Here is a 19,718-nt window from a genome sequence, read left to right as displayed (position 1 = left end):
CTCCTACCAAACACCTTTACCAGAAATTCTTTTTGAGATAAAGTGTGTGCTTAAAATTAAGATAACCCCAATTACACCCTTGAAAAGGCTCGCTGCCGTTGCATAAGCATATTGGCCATTTAAGAGACCGATTCGATATACATAAGTGTCTAAAATATCAATCACGCTGATGACAGACGAATTCATCATATTAAATACCTGATCAAAACCGGCATTCATGAAGAATCCCAGATTTAGAATAAAGACTGTCATGATTGTTGAAGTTAAGGAAGGCAATGTGATGTATCTCATTTGCTGTATTTTAGATGCTCCGTCAATTTTGGCAGCTTCATAGAGAGACGGGCTTATTTTCAGAATGGCAGCCAAGTAAATTATGGAGTCCCACCCTGCACTGCGCCAAATTTCCTGGAATACCAATACCCAGCGGATATGGTCTTTACTTGTCATGAAATCAAGCGAAGGCATATTGAAAAAGCTGCGAATTACGTTTACTCCGCCAACTTCCGGATTTAGAAATGCAATCCAGATTCCTGCAATCACGACCCATGATAAAAAGTGAGGAAGGTAAACAATGGACTGAACATATTTTCTAAATTTGCCGACTCTGACTTCGTTAATCAATAAAGATAAGATAATCGGAATCGGAAAGAAGAATACAATCTTCATCACACTAATAATAATGGTGTTTTGTAATACATCCAAAAAGGCTGGGGAGCTGAATAGAATCTTAAAATGCTTCATCCCGACCCAAACATTATCACCGATAATCCGGTAATCCTGAAATGCCAGCTTCATTCCAATTAACGGAACGACGTGGAAGATCGAAAAATAAAGAAGGGCTGGAAAAAGCATAAGATATAGGACCCAGCTTGATTTAATTTGCTTCAGTATGCCCTTTTTCATCTTTATACTCCTTTTCCTTTACAAATTGAGTCACTTCATTTCGCTTTGGCATTCCCGTTTGTGCACCCTTTTTAGTAACCGATAGGCCAGCTGCTATGTTGCCAAATCGTATGCTGTCTTCGAGGCTGTTCCCTTCGGCAATGGCAACAGCGAAAGCGCCTGAAAAGGTATCGCCGGCTCCCGTTGTGTCAACCGGACTTATCTTAATGGATGGAACTAATCTGATCTCTGCGCCATCAAAGAAACGAACTCCCTCTGACCCGCACGTAATGATTAGTTTATTGGGATGCTTTCTAAGGAGCTCTTCCATTGAATCATCGGTGTTAAACACTAATTTGTATTCGTGTTCATTCGGTGTAATATAGGTAACCTTGTTAATAAGCCCTGGGCTGAGTGTTTGTGCCGGGGCCGGATTGATAATAATCGTTTTTCCTCTTTCATAAAGGAGCGGAACCAAATACTCTATCATGTCTAACGGTGTCTCGAGCTGAAATACAATCACATCGCAGTTCAGAAGCTCTGATACAGAATTTTTTACATAGTCAACATTGGTCTGTGTATTGGCACCAGGTACCACAATTATGCGATTTTCACTTTGACAAAGCTCAATAAACGCTGCTCCTGTAGGCAATCCTTTTACAGATTGAAGATTTACCAGATTGATATTCTCATTCTCCAGCTTTTTGATAATGAAATCACTATTCTCATCATCACCAACCGATCCGAATAAGGACACATTTCCGCCAAGACGGGCTGCTGCCACAGCTTGATTGGCCCCCTTGCCGCCAATGGATAAAAAGAAATTCTCACCCAGGACGGTTTCTCCTAATTTAGGCAGTATCTCGCTTTCAATAAAATAATCCATATTGATGCTTCCAACAACGGCTATTCTCTGCATGTTCATCATCCTAATCAATCAGTATATTCATTAACGGTGCATGCTGCTGTGCGCCATAAACATCCCTGTCTCCAACTGTTCCAGATGAGATATCTCTTAGAATTGTAATCTTAATTCCAAGTGCCTGATCGTAGAAAACGAGATGATCTATCTGGTCGCAAGTAAGGTTATATAAGTCACAAATGGTTTGTTTATTGATTTTCCCCGAGTCCTTGACTCGCTCATAAATTTCCTTAGAATCAAATAAAATATCGAATGTCAGCTCGAATGGTCCTGCATTTTTACTTCGTAAGACTTTAGCTAGATCAAATAAAGCGGCCATGTTTTCATCCCCTTACAAATACTCAATGACAAATGGACTTTCAGTGATTTCCATTAGGTGATAGAGAGAAAACTCATACACAGGTCCAAACTCTACATCACTTGGAGCAAATGGAAAGGCTAAATTACCGGCTGTTGATTTCCGATTTTCATACCCGTAATGAAGAAATGTAGATCTCACACTCGAGCAGATACTGTTTGCAAGTTCTTGTGTTTTGGCTACCACTTCAAACATGACGCCAATCTCATGTCCGTGGAAAGGTGCACTTTCTCTTGAACCGAGCACTCCATTTTTCCCATAATTATAGAAGTTGATAGAATAATCTTCTTCCGGGATATCCTCGTAATACTCTCTAACCTGCTCTATCACAAGCTCCTCGATTCCTTCGATATTTTCTACTAAAATCGGGTCACGGACACCAGCGATAACAAAGGTTCTGTATGCAACCTTTCTCGCACCTTCCAGCTTGATGCAATACTGATCATTTTTTTGCAGTTTACTATTTTTCACCTCGACAACACCGTCGCTCACTTGGGTAAACTCGCATTGGCTAAGATCAAGGATGATGCCTGGCCCATGTAAAATAAATGGATGTTCTTTTTCATAAAAGGTATGGGCACTTACACTAATCGGCGAGCATTTACGCATAGGGTTCAGGGACTGAACTGTGAAGGAATCTTCCTTTAGTGTCCCAACTATACAATCCTTTGTTGTCCCTGGTTCTGCACATAGTGCACCACATTCCAGAATCTTTCCAAGATGGTAAGCGAGACCTGGATCTTTGCCGCGGTATATTCCAACTGCTGCAAAGGGTGACGGGTCATATGCCCTTCCACAGACAATAATGTCAGCTCCGTTTTCGAGAGCTTCCAAAATAGGCTCATGCCCCATCTGTGCAACAATGTTGCTGGTCTCTAGAATGATTTCATCTGTAAGTGACGGAATGTTAGGCGTGAGAGGATTAATTCGGCCCTCATGGTTTGCTTTCATAATTTCTTCCTGTGTAAAATCTGCCCAAATCATGGCCATTTTAGCTGTTAAGCTGCGTTCTTCCAGAACTTCCTTAATAATATCCAATGTCCACTCCATATGCGGCTTGGCACCAGCTCCGCCAGCGGATCCGATCACAATCGGAATCCCCCGTGGAACTCCATTTTTAATGATGATATCCAAATCTTTTTTGGTTGCCCGGCGGCTCACAATCGCCACACCCGCACCGAGTTTATGCGGACCGGCATCAGTCGAACCGGCATCTACTACAATTCCATCAACCTTTTGCCCGTTCTCAAAAGCCCTGTTAAATGACTCCTCCGGAAATCCATATCCTAATATTCCGCACGGTGAAACAATACGTACATCACTGCTAGTCATAGTATTAACCTCTTTTTTAACTGGTTTTTTGTCTGTTAAACACTTTGATGTGTAACCGGTTACATATTGTCTTAAAAAAAGGGGTTATCAAACCCAGAGAATGTGTAACCGGTTACACATTTATATATTTATGGTACCTTCCAACAGCCATTCCTGTCAACCTATTATTATCGTAATGTTCACACTTTTATAAACCAATACCCGATTAAGATAAGATGCACGATTACATATTCAACCTTTCAGTATATCGTGCATCTACATTATACTTCAGTCCTTTTAATAGCTGGCCAATTTAGCAGCAACACTCTTTAGGGATGTCCCTTGTAAACTGGGAATACAAATTCCTTTAATTTTGTCTAATGCTTCTTTCCAGGTTTCCGGGACCGCATTTGCCCCCTCTGAAGCTCCAGCTAGGGCACCAACCATTGCAGGCATACTATCTGATTGCTTCGGCAGTAAGGATGCCAGCTGAATTCCTTTTTGCAGATTTCCTTCTGTACTTAGGAAAATGGCGTAAGCAACTGAGAGTGTCTCAGGAGCAATATTGGCATAGTTATAGACAGCATTGACCACTCGTTTTTGCCATAGAGGTATAGCTGCAAATCCGTCCCCATTTGTTTCATCTAATACATTTAGGGCAAGCTCCATTTTTCTTTGAATCCAGGTATTTTCCGGTACGTATTTTAATCCTTCTTCTACTGCCAACTGCGGAGAAGCGCCTGATAGGGCTGCAGCTATGCTGGCTGCCATGGCCTGTGCTGCATAGATGCCATCTTCAGCATTTGTGATAGAAGCCATTTTCTGTGCAATATTTGCAGCTTTTTCAGGCTGATCTTTAAAAATAAGACCGATTGGAACCGCACGCGAAACAGCACCATCATCATAGTGATGAGGATTATCATTGCCAGATGCCGGTGGAAGGATTCCTTTTTTAATGTTTTCAATAGAGGCTCTCTCACTTACGCCGCTCCATATTTCCTGTTCAGCTCCAACTATATATTGCATCCAGCCATGAAGTAATTTTTCTTCTGTTACTTCATTTCCGCAATCCAGAAGGATTTGGGCTGCCATGACCGCAAATTCTGTATCATCCGTTCCGCACAGATCTAAAATTTCCTCGCTCAGAGCATGTGTGAAGGGCAGTGAAATTTTATTAATCCGATGCTGGTCGGTAATTTGACTAAAGCTCCATAAACGCTTTCTTCGCTTAGGAGGAAGTACGAGCGATCTATGATACATCGCAGCAAAGCCTGTCGAGTCACCCATTGCCATACCAAGAAGAGAACCGTAAATTTTATCATAGGACATTACTCTTTTCCTCCTATTAATACATTTGTTAAATCTTTGGCAATATCTCGAACGTCTATTCCCTTCATGGCCAGAACACATCGTCCGCGGATAATATTAATTCTGTCCTGCCAAGCCTTTGGCACAGCATCGGCGCCATGTAACGCTCCTGCCATGGCGCCATTCATAGCCGCTATTGTGTCAGAATCTCTTCCGATATTGACTCCGCCCAGGACAGAAGGAATATATTCACCCTTTGCTGCGGCAAACAATCCATAAGCGAGCGGAATAGCTTCCGGTCCCATATCAGCCCAAGGATAGTAAAAAACCGAGATCTTATTATAGAGCTCTTCCATAGCATCTTGAACATCGTTATACTTTAAGCCAATTTCTACAGCCTCGTCGATTTTCCGATGGGTCCAGGAATCCTTAGGTATATAATTCATTCCTGTTTCAATTACTTTTTGCCAATCCTTTCCCGTCATGGCGTAAGCAACACTTGCGGCCACAGCTTGACCGCAATATACTCCATCCCGGTCGTGGCTTACTCTGGCTTCAATCTCAGCCAGCCTGGCTGCTTCCTCCGGATTTCCGGCACAAAAAATGCCAATTGGAGAAATTCTCATGGCTACTCCGTCACTCCACATTTGATGGTTATCAACCCCAGCTGCAGGAACGGCAAGCCCTTTTCGCAGATTAAAGATCGCCTCAACTTCACTAAAGCCGCCGCCTTTAAAGCCGCCTTCCTGGGAGACAAGATAGCGTGTCCATTCTCTTGTCATGTCCTCATAGTTTAGTTTGCTGCCATATTTTAAGATGATTTTTGCAGTCAGCATTGTATATTCGGTATCATCTGTTCCCACTGGATCATCATTGACAAAATCAGTAACCCAGCCGTATTTTTCCTTTATCTCTTCCAAAGCCAGGCCTTCGGTCGGAGCTCCCAGCGCGTCACCGACTGATAATCCTATTAAACAGCCATAAACCTTCTTATACCATTGTTCAAATTTCAAATGAGGCCCCCCTTTGTCAAAGTTTGCTAAAAAAATAGCGGAGATCGGAGTCTCCACTATTTTTTTAGGATTATTTTAAATGTTTATTTGCCAGTTCTGTAATCTCTTTTCCGCCTGCTTTGTTCCACTCTTTCACGAATTTTTCGAAATCAGAGATTGGACGTTTGCCAGTAATGATGTCCGTTGTATATTCCAAATATAGATTTTGCATAGCATCCCAATTAGCAACGTATTCTTCCGGGATAATGAAGCTATTATCCTCTTCATAAAACTCTTCTGCTGATTGAAGTGATTTTTCTGCGGATTCACTTAATAATGGTGTTGCTTCATCTACTGGAGTAGCTGGTGTATAATCAGCCGGCTCCCAGAATCTTGCGAACCATTCACTGTAATATTTATCAGTAAGCTGAAGCTTTCCATCCGCTTCTTTATAGTGCTCGCCTTCAAATCCAAATCGGTCAATCATTTGTCCCTCAGGGCTTGCCATATAATCCAGAATCTTAAACACAAGGTCTTTATTCTCAGAATTTGCAGAGATGGCAATACCTCTTGATTCTTTCGTAACATCTGTAGCACCAAAGCCTTGATACTCACCCTTTGCAGGCGGCAGTGTGACTAATGACGCTTCTTCTCCGCTCACTTGAACCATTTTGCCTTCATAAATATCAATTACTTTTCCAGCTGTACCAGGGATAATCGCTGCATCTCCATCAAAAAATGCTTTTTCCTTTGTATCCCATTGCTTTGTTAAATATTGAGGGTCCAATAGACCTTCTTTATATAACTTGTTATAGAACTCCAGCTTTTCTTTTTGCTGCTTTGAAACTCTAGAGAATTCATAAGATCCATCTTCTTTTTGCAGCCATGTCTTATTGATCCCAAAAGCCATATCAAACATATAGTCGATTTCTGCTATGTCGCCGGCAACCGTAATGGCATATTTCGGTTTATCACTGCCAGGCTTCTTGTCAACTAACTCTTTAAAAAATGCATAATAATTGTCCACAGTTGGATTTTCCATTAGTGCTTTAGAAGTCTCCATTTTGTTAAACCAGTCTCCTCTAATGACAGGAACTTTAGGAGCAAGCGGTTTAATCCAAAGCAGGTATGGATAATTTTCCAACCTCTTTTCGTTAAATGGCTGGATAATATCTTTTAGGTATTTTGATTCCTTGATGTATGGTCTTAAATCTTCTAACAAGCCTTGATCAGCCATGGCTTGATCTCCGCCTTGAAAGTAAATCATGTCAGGTATATCTCCGCTGTTGAGCAGCAAGTTTAACTTCTCAGCATAATTACCTTGCGGGAGGTCGACTAATTCAAAATTCACTTTAATATTTTCATCTTCAAGGAGACCCTTTTCAATCGCATCATAATACTTTTCTGATACAGGGTTAGAGCTGTTATCATCCTTCATTACAACACGGATTGTTGTACTCCCATCTTTATCTTTTTTACCTCCCTTACCTGCATCTTCTTTGTTCGTACAAGCTGCCAGTAAACCCAAAACCAAAATGAGGCTTAGCATGGCAATAAAAGATTTTCTCATCACTTTTCCCCCTTGAAAATTTTTCATATTCTAATTTGAATCGACTTACTCCCCCATAAGCAATCATCCTATTAGGAGTTTGATAGAGTAAAAATCCAGCTAGTATTCCACAAGATGTAACCGGTTACACATTTAGCTATAAAAAAGCTATTGCTTACAATCACCAATCAGATGAAATTGTTAAAACATTCATATCCCACTGTGTAACCGGTTACATATTATATTCCCTTTTAGGATAATTGAAAGTGGTTTTAAAGTCAACTACAAAATATTCAAACTATTTCGTGCCAATTAGAGCCAATCTTATTGAGATCCTTTTGATTTTGGCAAATGCCGAATTTAAGCTTGTGGACTACTGAATTTCTTGTATTTTGCTCCTGGTCTATAAATTCAATCAAACGTTTGATTGAATTTACGTTTTTTTCTTATTTCCCTTTTACGGGAAAATCAAAGTCCCCCATAATCCCAAAGAATAGGGGGAACCTTGCTGAGAATCAGTTATTTTTGATTTGCGCGTTCTCTTGATTTCATTTAAGTCAAAACCTTAACTCATAAACCTTCCGCGGCCGCCCGCGCTGCCCAGGCTGTTCTTCACCCGTTACTTTTGCGAGACCGAGGCGCTCGAGCTCCGCCATAATTCTTCTCGAGTTGCGCTCAGTATTTTTGAGCCACCTGGAAACTTCCTGCGCAGTAACAATCTTCTTTTTGTAATGCCTTGAGAGGTAATCAATTTTGGATACGATTGCCGGATTGATTTTCGCTTCCTTAAATCGTTCTTCCCATTCCTCTCCCCATATTCGCTGCTGATAGGCAATCGCCTCTTTGCCGCTTTCTGAAAGGTGTTCCTTTATTTGCTTATTTTCATCAATGCTTATTACAGGGGAGGCCTTTTGGTCCCGTGCATATTGAAGGGCCAGCCTGACATTCTGCTCTGCATCATATGCCGTCAGTCCATAACCCACACCGATTCTTACCTTCAGCTTGCTGTGGGATTTCGCTTCTTCTATAAGAGAATACATGGAATCCTCCTGAAAGTGCATGTCCATTTCACCACGGGTTGTATAGATAAAAAATAGGCCATCCCCGATCTGCACAAACGAGCCCTGGACCTTCTCGGCATAATCAAGCAGGACCTGCTTCATTTCCAGCTCATGCCGCTTCATTTCATAGGTAAAATGCTGCTCATCCAGTGAATTTGCAGAATGAACGACTTCCATGCCCATAATCGCTATCTGCGAGCGCTTATACCAATTGGACTGGCCTCTTTCCCTTAAATAGCGGAGCACCAGTTTGATTGCGACAGGAGACGGCACCACCCGGTAACAGGGGATCCCCAGCGCCCTGAGCCGATCATGGACTTCCTGAACACATGTTAAGGCGACCTCCGTTTTTCCTTCCTCATAAAGCTTTTGATGAAAACGGATGATTTCCTCTGCCGGCTCGTATTCATGATAGGAAAAAGTATGAATGTTCAAATCTCCTAAAAAGTATGTGTTCTTAAGTATATCTAACTCGGATTCCTGAATGGTGTCCAAGCTTGCCTGCTGAAATCCGCCCTCCCTGATATGAGCTTCAAGGAGTGTGCCCAGAAGGCTGGAGCCATACAGAGGGGGAAATTGGGCATTTTCTTCCCCAATCAGCCCTTTAGAACGTGCGTAATAATAAGGGGCCTGTCCGGAGAAAAACCATAAATCGATTTCCGCCTTATGGTCCCTGATGATGTTTTCTGTTTCTTTTGTTTCCTTATAAACATATGGAGTCATTTCAAGCTCGCTGTATTCACGCGACAAGGCAAGAATGTGTCCAACGGAGTCTTCCGGCCCCACTACCCCAACGCGAATCTTCATTACTTTCCACCTGCTTCTATCTTTATCTGCTTGTTTCCATTTTTAAATAATGGGCCAAAATCTTTGTACCCATTTCCAGATCTTCAATCGCTGCAAATTCCTCAGGATGATGGCTGAGGCCATTTTTGCATGGTATGAATAAAAGCCCTGAAGGCCATTTGGCCGCCATATTCATGACATCATGGCCTGCTCCGCTTTCAAGCACCAATGCTTTATATCCTAACGATTCGCCTGAATGCTGCAATCTCCGCATCACTGCCTCATCCAGCTGAATGGATGGATTATGAACAAGCGTTTTTACTTCTATTTTAACACCAAAGGATTCTGAAAGCTGATCACATTTCTCACGGATAAGCTTCTCCATTTCTTTTTTCAGTGAATCGTCCACACTGCGGATATCGATTCCAAGCTCAACCGTTCCTGGAATCACATTCATGGAGTTAGGCTTTAGTTCAAAGGTGCTTGCAGTTGCCACAATCGGCACGGAACTTGAATCCGATAAAGCAAGAGCTTTCTCGGATATAAACGAAACGAGAGGTGCCGCCGCGACAAAGGCATCCTTTCGTTTGCCCATCGGGGTCGTCCCTGTGTGCCCCATTTGACCATTGATAATGACCTTTAAGCGAATTGGACAGGCAACTGCCGTAACTGCTCCAAAGTCTGCACCAGCATCCTCCACCCTCGTTCCCTGCTCAATGTGAAGCTCAATAAAACTTTTTAAATCAGATTCAGTCCGTTCAGCTGCGTCTATGACATTCCATGAAAGCCCTATGTACTCGATTGCCTGGCGGATGGTAATACCATTCTCATCTGATACATCTTCCACTTCTTTTTTATTAAGAAGTCCGCTCATAGCCTTGCTGCCGATGGTGGATACGCCGAAGCGGGCTGATTCTTCAGAAGCAAAGCAAATGACCTCTATTGGGTCAGCAGGCTGAAACCCTTCATCCCTTAAAGACTTCACGGCTGCCAGACCGCAAAGGACACCAGCCACTCCATCATATCCCCCTCCGCCTTTCACCGTATCCACATGAGAGCCTACAGCAACTGCAGGTGAAGAATCTTCGGTTTCCCAGCGGGCAATCGCATTTCCCGCTTCATCTCTTCGAACCTTGAGCCCCATATCCTCTGCAAGGGAAACAAATACATCAATGGACATCCATTCTTCTTCCGTGTAGCCTAGTCTGCAGAACCCATCAGTCTGGTTCATGCTGTCAGTTAAGTTCAATGCTTTCAGGTGCTTATCCAGCCATTCTTTCATTCTCCGTACTCCTCCTCGAATATCATGAAGAAAATGAGGCAGATTGCTCTGCCTCATCAGTCCCTTAATGTAATTTTTTTAAAGCTTCAAACAGCAGCTTGACGGCATTCAACATCGTGTCTTCCTTAATATCAAACTTTTCATTATGATGGCCAGCTGCCAGTTCTGTCCCGAAAATGCAGTAAGTGGCCTGCCCTCCAGATTGCTGAACACGCTCTATAAAAAAGGTTGCGTCCTCAGAGCCTGCCGGTGAACCGTCTTCAAGAATGCTTTCTTTTAAATAGTCAGCTTCTTGTGCACATAAATGCAGGACACTGGCCAGCTCTTTTGATCCTTGAGCGCTAATGGCTTCGCCCACAGTCTGAATCTCGTACACTACTCCATACATTTGGGCAGATCCTGCGATAACAGCTTCAGCCTGGGCTTTGACATATTCGTTAATTTTTGTCGTTTCCCCGCGTGTTTCAATTTTCAGCACCGCTTTATCTGCGATAATATTGCGGCCTGAGCCTGCATGCAATTCACCCACATTAATGCGGGTTGCCCCTTCTGAATGGCGCGGAATAGCATAAATATTTAAAGCGGCAGAAGCAGCTGCCAGCAGGGCATTTTTCCCTTCTTCCGGATTTCCGCCTGCGTGGGATGAAACTCCTTTAAACGTTACATCAAGCTTTGACGTGGCTAAAAATCCGTTTTTTGATGCCACAAACTGCCCATCTGGAACTCCTGTGCCGACATGTGAGGCAATTAAATAATCCACATCATCAACAACACCTGCTTCGGCCATTGAACGAGCCCCGCGGGTGCCTTCCTCGGCGGGCTGAAAAATCAGTTTGATTTTCCCCTTTAGGCTCTCTTTATGTTCAGCAATTAAGCTTGCCAGCCCAAGCCCGATCGCTGTATGGGCATCATGTCCACAGGCGTGCATGGTGTTTGGAACTGAAGAGCTAAATCCTTCTTTTTGAGGAAAATGGCTGTCTTCCTCTGATTCATGGATCGGCAATGCATCCATATCCACACGGAAGGCGATGGTCGGGCCTTCCTTTTTCGTATCCATCGTCGCGACAATACCGGTGTATCCCTCTTTGAAGGGTTCAATATACTCTTTTATTGCCCCATTTTCGAGAGCCCATTGGTAGTGTGCTGCTGTTTCCTCTTGGTTCGGCTTACCCATAACATAATCAGCGGACATTACCTGCCTGCCCATTTTAAGCCCGAAGCCAAGTTCATCCAGGATTGATGCGACAATGGAGGCTGTGCGCATTTCCAGGAATCCTCCTTCCGGGTAACGGTGAAAATCGCGCCTCCACTTTTTTAGTTGATTTTCAAGATTACTCACTACTTAATCACATCCTATTTTTATAGATACGGGCCGATTCCCGGACCAAACGGAATTCCAAGGAAAACGAACACTAAAATCATCATGATCCAAGTGATCAGGAACGTAACCGAGTACGGCAGCATTAAAGAAATGAATGTTCCAATTCCCGCTTTTTTGTCATATTTCTGCATAAACGCCAGGGCAATAACCATATATGGCATCATTGGTGTCACGATATTGGTTGATGAATCTGCTACACGGTAAGCCACTTGCGTAAACGCAGGGTGATAGCCAAGCTGCATAAACATTGGCACAAACACAGGTGCTTCAAGCGCCCACTTAGCTGAACCTGAAGTGATCAGGAAGTTCAGGGAAGCTGTAAAAATGATGTAGCCGATAATTAGGCCAATTCCAGTAAATTCCACGTCTTTTAGAAATTCTGCTCCATTTACTGCTACCCAGGTTGCGATATTAGACCAGCTGAAGTAAGCGATAAATTGGGCGATTGCGAAGATTAAGACAATATAAGACGCCATATCCTTCATGGATTCAGCCATAAAATTGGCAACATCTTTACTGCTCTTAATATTTCCAACTGTTATTCCATAAACAGTACCGATAATGATGAAGAAGAAGAGAATAATTGGAATAATGCCATCCAGGAATGGAGATGGAACCAGACCTCCATCTTCATTGGTTAATGGGCTATTTGGTATAAGGATCGCTCCCACAATAAGGGCAATGTAGGCGAACCCGGCAATCGTTGCATTCCGCAATGCCTTGCCTGCATTAGGCGGATCTTCCTTAATTGCTTCTTTAACCTCATCGCCTTTGTATTCTCCAAGACGCGGTTCTATGAACTTCGTCGTGACTAGTCCCCCGACAATGGTTAAAACAAATACGGAAACAATATTAAAATACCAGTTATCAATTGGTGTAACGACAATATTTTCGTCAATAATCTTGGCAGCTTCTGTTGAAATCCCTGCCAACAGTGCGTCCGTTCCCGCAATGAGCAGGTTTGCTGTAAAACCGGCACCTGCGGATGCATACCCTGCAGCCAAACCGGCAATTGGATTGCGGCCGATTTTGTAGAAGACCATTGCGGCAAGCGGCGGAACCAGGACCATCGCAGCATCTGATGCAATATTCCCCATGATCCCGACAAACACAACAGTGTACGTGATTAATGCAGGCGGAGATTTTAAAATCGTCTTCTTAATGGCATAATCCAGCATGCCGACTTTCTCGGCAAGACCGATCCCGAGCATCATGGACAGAACCAGTCCAAGAGGCGCAAATCCGGTGAAGTTATCGAGCATGGAAGTCAGGATGAAATTCAGGCCTTCTGCAGATGCCAGGTTCTTAACCTCGAGCTCCTCTCCAGATCCCGGATGGACAACAGTAGCACCAAAGGCGCTAAATATGGCTGAAACGATAATAACAAGCACTGCGAGCCCGGCAAATAATATGAATGGATCCGGGAGCTTGTTGCCGACCTTTTCGACTCCATTAAGAAATCGCTGGGCAATCCCTGGTTTCGTGTTTTCTGATACCACTTTCTCTCCTTGCTTTTGTGTTTTCATATACTCCCCTCGCTTTTCTGTTTTTGGATTTGTTACTGGTAAATGAAGCTGCGTTTGTTTCCCATGCGGCGTCCTTGTTCGGACAGGTGTTTTGGATTTCTACTTTCTGTGTCCGAAGCTGCTTCGAGTTCGGACACTTAACCCGGAATTTCCGCTTTTTCTGTCCGAAGTTGCTCCAGGTTCGGACTCTAAACCAGAGATTTCCGCTTTTTCTGTCCGAAGCTGCTCCTAGTTCGGACTCTAAACCAGAGATTTTTGCTTTTTCTGTCCGAAGCTGCTCCAGGTTCGGACTCTAAACCAGAGATTTCCGCTTTTTCTGTCCGAAGCTGCTCCAGGTTCGGACTCTAAACCAGAGATTTCCGCTTTTTCTGTCCGAAGTTGCTCCAGGTTCGGACTCTAAACCAGAGATTTCCGCTTTTTCTGTCCGAAGCTGCTCCAGGTTCGGACTCTAAACCAGAGATTTTTGCTTTTTCTGTCAGAAGTTGCTCCTAGTTCGGACTCTTTACCCTGGATTTCCGCTTTTTCTGTCCGAAGCTGCTCCTAGTTCGGACTCACCTCGCTCCCGACCAAATGGAACCTACTTTAAAGTTGAAGGCTCAACTTCTGCAGGAATTGGACATGTGTACGGATTAGCTTCCTTAAACTTTTCGAATTCCTTTTTGATAGCTTCCAATTTCTCCTGGTCTGTCAGCAGTTTTATAGCGGTTAATGCCATAGCTTCTGCTGCCCGGAGCATTCCTTTATGGGCGTAGCTGCTGATGCCTTGAGTGGTCATCTGCCATGTATGCAGCGGTGTCCCCAGTGCTGATGTTGAGGCTGTCAGCTGTGCGGTTGGGACGACCCAGCTTACATCAGAGACATCAGTAGAGCCGGCAAGGACTTCTTTGGAAGGTTCATAGGCAGATATGGTTTCCGCCAGGTATTTTCCTTCAAACTCACTGCCGTCCCCTACATAGCCAAATCCTCTTAAAATATCTAAATAGCTTTCTTTCTCACCATCTGATAGGGTGGCCCAAAGTTTTTCGGCAAATGCCTTTTCCTCTTGGTTTGGTTTTTCAATGCCGGCTTCCTGAAGGCTTTGATAGAGTATTTTTTCAAGGCTGCGGTTTGGAATATAGTTGGAGCATGCCTTGTCAAACTCAATGGTAAGCTCTGTTTCTGTCATCAGAGCCGCTCCCTCCGCGATTTTGCAAACCCGTTTGTAGATTTCATCCACCTGCTGAACCTTTGGCGCCCGGATCAGATAAAGGACTTCGGCATCTGCCTGTACGACATTTGGCGAGATGCCCCCTGTGTTGGTGATGGCGTAATGCATTCTGGCTTCCGGCACGACATGCTCGCGAAGGTAATTCACACCTACGTTCATGAGCTCAACCGCATCAAGGGCACTTCTCCCCAGGTGAGGCGAGTTCGCTGCATGTGAGGATAAGCCTTTAAAACGAAAATAAACCTGATAGTTTGCAAGACTGGATAAGCTCATGATGCTGTTCCCTGGAGAGGGATGCCATGTTAAGGCAGCATCCACCCCTTCAAATACTCCTTCGCGGACCATGAAGGTTTTCCCGGAGCCGCCCTCTTCGCCAGGACAGCCAAAGAACTTAACAGTCCCAGGCATATTGTTTTCTTCTAAATATTTTTTTGCTGCACAGGCTGCTGCAAAAGCTCCTGTCCCCAGCAGGTTATGCCCGCAGCCATGACCGACATTCAGCTCGGTTGGCTCGAACGAAGTTTTGTTTGGCACCTGCCCCAATCCGGACAGAGCATCGAATTCACCAAGAAACCCAATAACAGGAGCTTCGCTTCCGTAAGAAGCTACAAAAGCGGTTTCAATATTTCCAGCATTCCGTTCCACCTGGAATCCTGCTTTTTCGCATTCAGATGCCAGGAATTCTGCTGATGCATACTCTTCAAATCTAGTTTCCGGATGATGGTAGATATACTCACTGATTTTTTCGAATTCTTCTTTGTTTTCAGACAAAAATAGTTTTGCAAAGTTCATGATTTCCTCCCTTAGTTCTTAATGGACGAACCGCCATTTAAGATGTGAATATAAGCATCGACCGCAGCCAGTAAAGCTTCTTCCTCAAAATCGAATTGAGGATGATGGTGTGGAAAATCCAGCTTCGTCCCAAACAGCATAAACGTAGCTTTGCCTCCATGCTTTTGAACCCGGTTCATCATAAAGCTGACGTCTTCCGATCCGGAGACAGGGACAGAAGGCAGCACTTCTTTCACAAGCTCGCTTGTTGCACACCATTTAGTAATTTTCGGAATCAGCTCTTCATCACAGACAACCACTTCTGTAACTCCAACTGCTTCGATTGTGCAGGACACATCATGCATATCTGCTGCAGCCTGAATAATCCGTGTCGCTTTTTCGGCCATATATTGAGCAATCTCAGGTGTCTCACCCCGCACTTCTATTTCCATATAGCTGTCTCCCGGTATGATGTTCCGGCCGCTCCCTGCAGTAAGCTTTCCTACATTTACCCTGGTGACGCCATCATGATGGCGCGGAATAGCGTAAAGGTTGTTAGCAGCTGTCGTTGCAGCCAATAAAGCATTTTTTCCGAGTTCCGGGTTGATGCCGGCATGTGAGGAAACTCCTTTAAAATAAGCATTGTATTTAGTCGAAGCCAAAAATCCCGGCGTTGTGGCAGCGATTGTCCCAACCGGCAGGGACTTAATGCCAATATGGCCTGAATAAAAATAATCAACATCATCAAGCCAGCCTTTGTCCGTCATCGCCCGAGCGCCCCGTCCACCTTCTTCAGCCGGCTGAAACAAAAGGGTAAAACGGCCCTTAAGATGATCACTATGGGAAGAGATATACTGAGCTACCCCAAGGCCGATGGCAGTATGTCCGTCATGGCCGCACGAATGCATCACATTCTCTTCTTTTGAGACAAAATCATATTGAGCTGGACGATGGGCACGATCTGCAGATTCGTGTATCGGCAGGGCGTCAATATCAAAGCGAAAACCAACATGATCCCCTGTTCTGCCAGTATCCCAGACTGCCACAAGTCCTGTATTGCCGCCGCGCATTTGAGCGAGCCAGGACTCTTCAACTCCCCATTCCCTCGCCTTTTTTTCTTGAGCCTCAAGATCAGCTTGTGCCGGAAGCCCCATACGGGAATTCTCTTCAAGGGCGTCTTTCCCTATATAAAGTTTGAAACCCATCTTTTCCAGTTCTTTTCCGACCCGGTATGTAGTGATATACTCCATGAACCCCAGTTCAGGCAAAGCATGCAAAGTGCGGCGCCATTTGATCAGCTGGGGAGATATTTCCTTTAAAAAGCTGCTGTCCATAAAGATCCCCCTTCTTGATTGTTATTTCGGACATTTTCCGTTTCAATACCTTAAATGTATTATACACATATTGTTAGAAAATTCAAAGTAAACATTTAATAATTAAACAAAAATCTTTGTATAAAAACACTTGAGCAAAAAAAAAGCGAAATACCCAGCTATATAAATAGCTGGGTATTTCGCGTCCTAATGAACTTCCTAATTCCGCGCTCCCGTCATATCGTCTTTTTTAATCCCTAAACGTTTCATTTTCCGTATTAAATTTGCATGGTTGACACCCAGCTGAGCAGCAGCTGATCGAATGCTTTTGGAATTGTCCAATGCAGCGATAATTCTGTTTCTTTCGTACTCGTCCAGGGACTCCTTCAAGTTCTTAGGCTCTGGTTCTCTCTGTGTTAAATCGGCTTCACTTTCAACTGTATTAAAAGGATGGGCAAAATCCCAATTCTCCTTAATATTTTCTGGCAGATCGTTAGGTGTAATGAATAATGAAGTAGTCGACACGATTAAAAACTCCATTACATTTCGAAGCTCCCGGACATTTCCCGGCCAGGCGTACTTGGTTAAAATTTCAACCACTTCCGGCTGTATTTGTTTTTGGATTTTATATTGGAGGCAAAATTCACTTAAAAAGTGCTCAACCAGAGGTGAAATATCTTCCCTCCGTTCACTTAAAGGAGGAATTTCAAGATGAATGACATTGATTCTATACCATAAATCCTGACGGAACTTTTTCTCCAATACAAGTTGTCTCAGGTCCTGGTTAGTGGAACAGATCAATCGAAAAGAAAGCTCTCTTGGCTTTGTATCCCCAATACGCGTTACCGTCTTTTCCTGCAATACGCGCAATAATTTGACTTGCAGCGGCAACGGAATATCTCCAATTTCATCCAGTAAGATCGTTCCATTATTGGCTTGCTCAAAAAAGCCAGGCTTTCCTTCTCTCCGTGCCCCAGTAAAAGAGCCGCTTGCATAGCCGAACATTTCCGATTCGAATAATTCAGCCGGTATAGCACCACAGTTTACCTTGATAAATGTTTTTTTATCTGAAGAGCTCAATTGATGTATCATGCCCGCCAGTACTTCTTTGCCGGTGCCCGACGGCCCGGTTATTAATATATTCGTAGGAAAAGGAGCTACCTGCTTAATTTTTTCATAGAGCTTATGCATAGGGGGACTGGCGTATATTAAAGAAGCCTGCTCTTCCTCATTACTTGCTGTGAGTTTATCGGCATGACTTTCATTCAGCTGCTGAGCTTGTCGTAATTGTTTTTGCAGGTGATGCAGATAGGTTACATCCCTCACGCTGGTTACAATCATTTTTACTTCCTGGTCCTTGTCCAAAATAGGATTAGCAGTGACCACAAAATACTTTTGCTTCTTAATCAATTGAATGATAGTTGTTTTCTTTTTTGATTCCATTGCCATTAACGCAGCTGAACGATCAAAGTATTCATTCAAAACCAGGTCCTTGATGTTCTTCCCCACAACCTCTTCTCTCGCTATACCAGTCATGTCCTCATAGGATTTGTTTGCTTCTAATACAACTCCATTCCGATCGACAACGAATAAACCATCTGAAGAGAAATGGATAATAGACTTGAGGTTTTCATTTATTATCCGTAATTTTTCCAGCTCGTCGAACATTTGTCTATCTTCGCTATGCATATCGGCTGAACCCAACAGAACTCCCTCCTTATAAACAGTTGTCCTTTTAACACCATTATGGTTACAAATTGATACCACCCATTTCATTATACAATATAAAAACAGTTGATTTTCAATAATATTCAGTTTGGCACGAATATTGCAAATAATATTAGCGAGTAACTTAAAAAGGAGTGATGTATATGGACATACATATGGCAAGACTTGATCTTCCGTCCCTCATCCATGCCGGAAGAGGGAGTATAAATCAGCTGCCTGAATTTGTCCTTTCCACCGGCGGAAGCAGAGTTTTTGTGCTGATGGATTCATTTTTAGCACGAGCACCCGTAAGTCTTGATGAAAAGGTAAGAGGCATTTTAAAGAAGGTGAATATTGAAAGCGTTATCTTTAGTTCCTTTTCGGGTGAACCGACAACTGAACATGTAAATGCCGCTCTGGAAATCATGAAGGATTTTAAAGCAGATTGTGTCGTTGGGATTGGCGGCGGCAGTGCGATGGATTTATCAAAAGCCGCATCCCTATTTGGAAAAAGCCAGGATCTTAGCTGGACAGAAATTGTAAATAAACCGATCCTGGACCGTTTTCCGCTCCTGTTAGTCCCAACAACAGCTGGCACTGGTTCAGAGGCTACAAAGGTTATGGTTATTACGAATACGGACTCAAACCTCAAAATGAATCCAGGCCATAAGGATTTAATTCCTGACGCAGCTATCCTCGATCCAGAATTAACTTTGAGCTTGCCAAAGGCATTCACTGCCTATACCGGACTTGATGCTTTAACACATGCAATAGAAGCGTATGTTTCCACAAGGGCTACAAGGATGACAGACTTTTTTGCATTAGAAGCCATACGAATGATTGGAAAATCACTCCCTATTATTTATGAAAACGGAGAGAACCTGGAAGAAAGAGAAAATATGAGTATAGCAAGCTGCTATGCGGGAATTGCCTTCTCCAATGCATCAACAAATTTGGCTCATGCGGCAGGAAGGTCACTGGGAGCCCGGTTCCATATCCCGCATGGCCTGAGTGTAGCTCTGCTGCTGCCATTTGTAATGGAGTTCAGTCTGGACTCTGCAGAACAGCGCTATGCTGAAGTGGCTGTTGCTCTGGGAGCTTCCCCTTCATTAAGCCAAAAAGAATTGGCGGAACAATCTATCCATCTGATTTATGAGTACAATACTAAATTTAATATATGGACTGATGGCCAAAAATTTATCAATCTCGAGGATTTGAAAAAAGAAATTTCTGCTTTATCTAGAGATGCCTTGTCAGGGAACGGGATTTTGACCAATCGAAAAGTCCCTTCTTATGAAGAGCTGATAAAGGTATTTGAGAAGTTGGCCAACAAATTATCTTATGTGTACAGCTGATTTTATC

15 protein-coding genes are annotated in these 19,718 nt (G+C 43.5%); 1 reads left to right on the top strand and 14 read right to left on the bottom strand.

Annotated elements, in window-relative coordinates:
• Positions 1–3: 3 nt before the first annotated feature.
• From NSQ49_RS14540 to NSQ49_RS14475, 14 genes are all read right to left on the bottom strand, one after another.
• Complete coding sequence (locus NSQ49_RS14540; RefSeq protein ID WP_159863125.1) at positions 4–903, bottom strand: ABC transporter permease; 900 nt, start codon at positions 901–903, stop codon at positions 4–6.
• The gene (gene rbsK / locus NSQ49_RS14535) at positions 875–1,801 is read right to left on the bottom strand and encodes a ribokinase (protein ID WP_251283369.1); all 927 of its coding nucleotides are present in this window, start codon (positions 1,799–1,801) and stop codon (positions 875–877) included. The genes NSQ49_RS14540 and rbsK overlap by 29 nt, the downstream gene beginning before the upstream one ends.
• A gap of 10 nt (positions 1,802–1,811) precedes the next feature.
• Positions 1,812–2,123 (bottom strand): DUF4387 domain-containing protein, encoded by a 312-nt coding sequence (locus tag NSQ49_RS14530; protein ID WP_159863127.1) that lies wholly within the window; start codon positions 2,121–2,123, stop codon positions 1,812–1,814.
• A gap of 12 nt (positions 2,124–2,135) precedes the next feature.
• Positions 2,136–3,494: an acyclic terpene utilization AtuA family protein gene (locus NSQ49_RS14525; RefSeq protein WP_159863128.1), complete on the bottom strand. Its 1,359-nt coding sequence runs from the start codon at positions 3,492–3,494 to the stop codon at positions 2,136–2,138.
• A 276-nt stretch (positions 3,495–3,770) separates the two neighbouring features.
• Entirely contained in the window at positions 3,771–4,802 is a 1,032-nt protein-coding gene (locus NSQ49_RS14520; RefSeq protein WP_159863129.1) for an ADP-ribosylglycohydrolase family protein, read from the bottom strand.
• The gene (locus tag NSQ49_RS14515) at positions 4,802–5,794 is read right to left on the bottom strand and encodes an ADP-ribosylglycohydrolase family protein (RefSeq protein ID WP_159863130.1); all 993 of its coding nucleotides are present in this window, start codon (positions 5,792–5,794) and stop codon (positions 4,802–4,804) included. The genes NSQ49_RS14520 and NSQ49_RS14515 overlap by 1 nt, the downstream gene beginning before the upstream one ends.
• Positions 5,795–5,864: 70 nt before the next feature.
• A complete protein-coding gene (locus NSQ49_RS14510) occupies positions 5,865–7,343 on the bottom strand; it encodes an extracellular solute-binding protein (protein ID WP_159863131.1) in 1,479 nt (492 codons plus the stop codon).
• A 536-nt stretch (positions 7,344–7,879) separates the two neighbouring features.
• The gene (locus tag NSQ49_RS14505) at positions 7,880–9,190 is read right to left on the bottom strand and encodes a hypothetical protein (RefSeq protein ID WP_159863132.1); all 1,311 of its coding nucleotides are present in this window, start codon (positions 9,188–9,190) and stop codon (positions 7,880–7,882) included.
• A 22-nt stretch (positions 9,191–9,212) separates the two neighbouring features.
• Positions 9,213–10,451: a M20 family metallo-hydrolase gene (locus NSQ49_RS14500; protein ID WP_251283370.1), complete on the bottom strand. Its 1,239-nt coding sequence runs from the start codon at positions 10,449–10,451 to the stop codon at positions 9,213–9,215.
• Between the two features lie 64 nt (positions 10,452–10,515).
• Positions 10,516–11,790, bottom strand: coding sequence for a M20 family metallo-hydrolase (locus tag NSQ49_RS14495; RefSeq protein ID WP_251283371.1), 1,275 nt, complete (start codon positions 11,788–11,790; stop codon positions 10,516–10,518).
• A 20-nt stretch (positions 11,791–11,810) separates the two neighbouring features.
• Positions 11,811–13,358 (bottom strand): AbgT family transporter, encoded by a 1,548-nt coding sequence (locus NSQ49_RS14490; protein WP_251283372.1) that lies wholly within the window; start codon positions 13,356–13,358, stop codon positions 11,811–11,813.
• A gap of 577 nt (positions 13,359–13,935) precedes the next feature.
• Entirely contained in the window at positions 13,936–15,357 is a 1,422-nt protein-coding gene (locus NSQ49_RS14485; RefSeq protein WP_251283373.1) for a M20 family metallopeptidase, read from the bottom strand.
• 11 nt (positions 15,358–15,368) lie between these two features.
• The gene (locus NSQ49_RS14480) at positions 15,369–16,670 is read right to left on the bottom strand and encodes an amidohydrolase (protein WP_251283374.1); all 1,302 of its coding nucleotides are present in this window, start codon (positions 16,668–16,670) and stop codon (positions 15,369–15,371) included.
• Positions 16,671–16,868: 198 nt separating this feature from the next.
• Positions 16,869–18,353, bottom strand: a complete 1,485-nt coding sequence (locus NSQ49_RS14475) for a sigma-54 interaction domain-containing protein (RefSeq protein ID WP_251283375.1) — start codon at positions 18,351–18,353, stop codon at positions 16,869–16,871.
• Between the two features lie 167 nt (positions 18,354–18,520).
• On the opposite strand from NSQ49_RS14475, the gene NSQ49_RS14470 reads away from it, so the two are divergent.
• Positions 18,521–19,711, top strand: a complete 1,191-nt coding sequence (locus tag NSQ49_RS14470; RefSeq protein ID WP_251283376.1) for an iron-containing alcohol dehydrogenase — start codon at positions 18,521–18,523, stop codon at positions 19,709–19,711.
• Positions 19,712–19,718: the final 7 nt, after the last annotated feature.

The organism is Cytobacillus sp. FSL R5-0377 (genome assembly GCF_038004385.1).
Lineage (GTDB): Bacteria > Bacillota > Bacilli > Bacillales > Cytobacillaceae > Cytobacillus.
Note: the sequence above shows the minus strand (reverse complement) of the source record. Positions and strands in the feature narration are given on the sequence as shown.

Excerpts from the sequence above, each read along its gene's own strand:
- NSQ49_RS14480 (WP_251283374.1), bottom strand. The coding sequence starts at position 16,670 with ATGGACAGCAGCTTTTTAAAGGAAATATCTCCCCAGCTGATCAAATGG.
- NSQ49_RS14500 (WP_251283370.1), bottom strand. The coding sequence starts at position 10,451 with ATGAAAGAATGGCTGGATAAGCACCTGAAAGCATTGAACTTAACTGAC.
- NSQ49_RS14525 (WP_159863128.1), bottom strand. The coding sequence starts at position 3,494 with ATGACTAGCAGTGATGTACGTATTGTTTCACCGTGCGGAATATTAGGA.
- NSQ49_RS14490 (WP_251283372.1), bottom strand. The coding sequence starts at position 13,358 with ATGAAAACACAAAAGCAAGGAGAGAAAGTGGTATCAGAAAACACGAAA.
- NSQ49_RS14510 (WP_159863131.1), bottom strand. The coding sequence starts at position 7,343 with ATGAGAAAATCTTTTATTGCCATGCTAAGCCTCATTTTGGTTTTGGGT.
- NSQ49_RS14530 (WP_159863127.1), bottom strand. The coding sequence starts at position 2,123 with ATGGCCGCTTTATTTGATCTAGCTAAAGTCTTACGAAGTAAAAATGCA.
- rbsK (WP_251283369.1), bottom strand. The coding sequence starts at position 1,801 with ATGCAGAGAATAGCCGTTGTTGGAAGCATCAATATGGATTATTTTATT.
- NSQ49_RS14540 (WP_159863125.1), bottom strand. The coding sequence starts at position 903 with ATGAAAAAGGGCATACTGAAGCAAATTAAATCAAGCTGGGTCCTATAT.
- NSQ49_RS14520 (WP_159863129.1), bottom strand. The coding sequence starts at position 4,802 with ATGTCCTATGATAAAATTTACGGTTCTCTTCTTGGTATGGCAATGGGT.
- NSQ49_RS14485 (WP_251283373.1), bottom strand. The coding sequence starts at position 15,357 with ATGAACTTTGCAAAACTATTTTTGTCTGAAAACAAAGAAGAATTCGAA.
- NSQ49_RS14470 (WP_251283376.1), top strand. The coding sequence starts at position 18,521 with ATGGACATACATATGGCAAGACTTGATCTTCCGTCCCTCATCCATGCC.
- NSQ49_RS14505 (WP_159863132.1), bottom strand. The coding sequence starts at position 9,190 with ATGAAGATTCGCGTTGGGGTAGTGGGGCCGGAAGACTCCGTTGGACAC.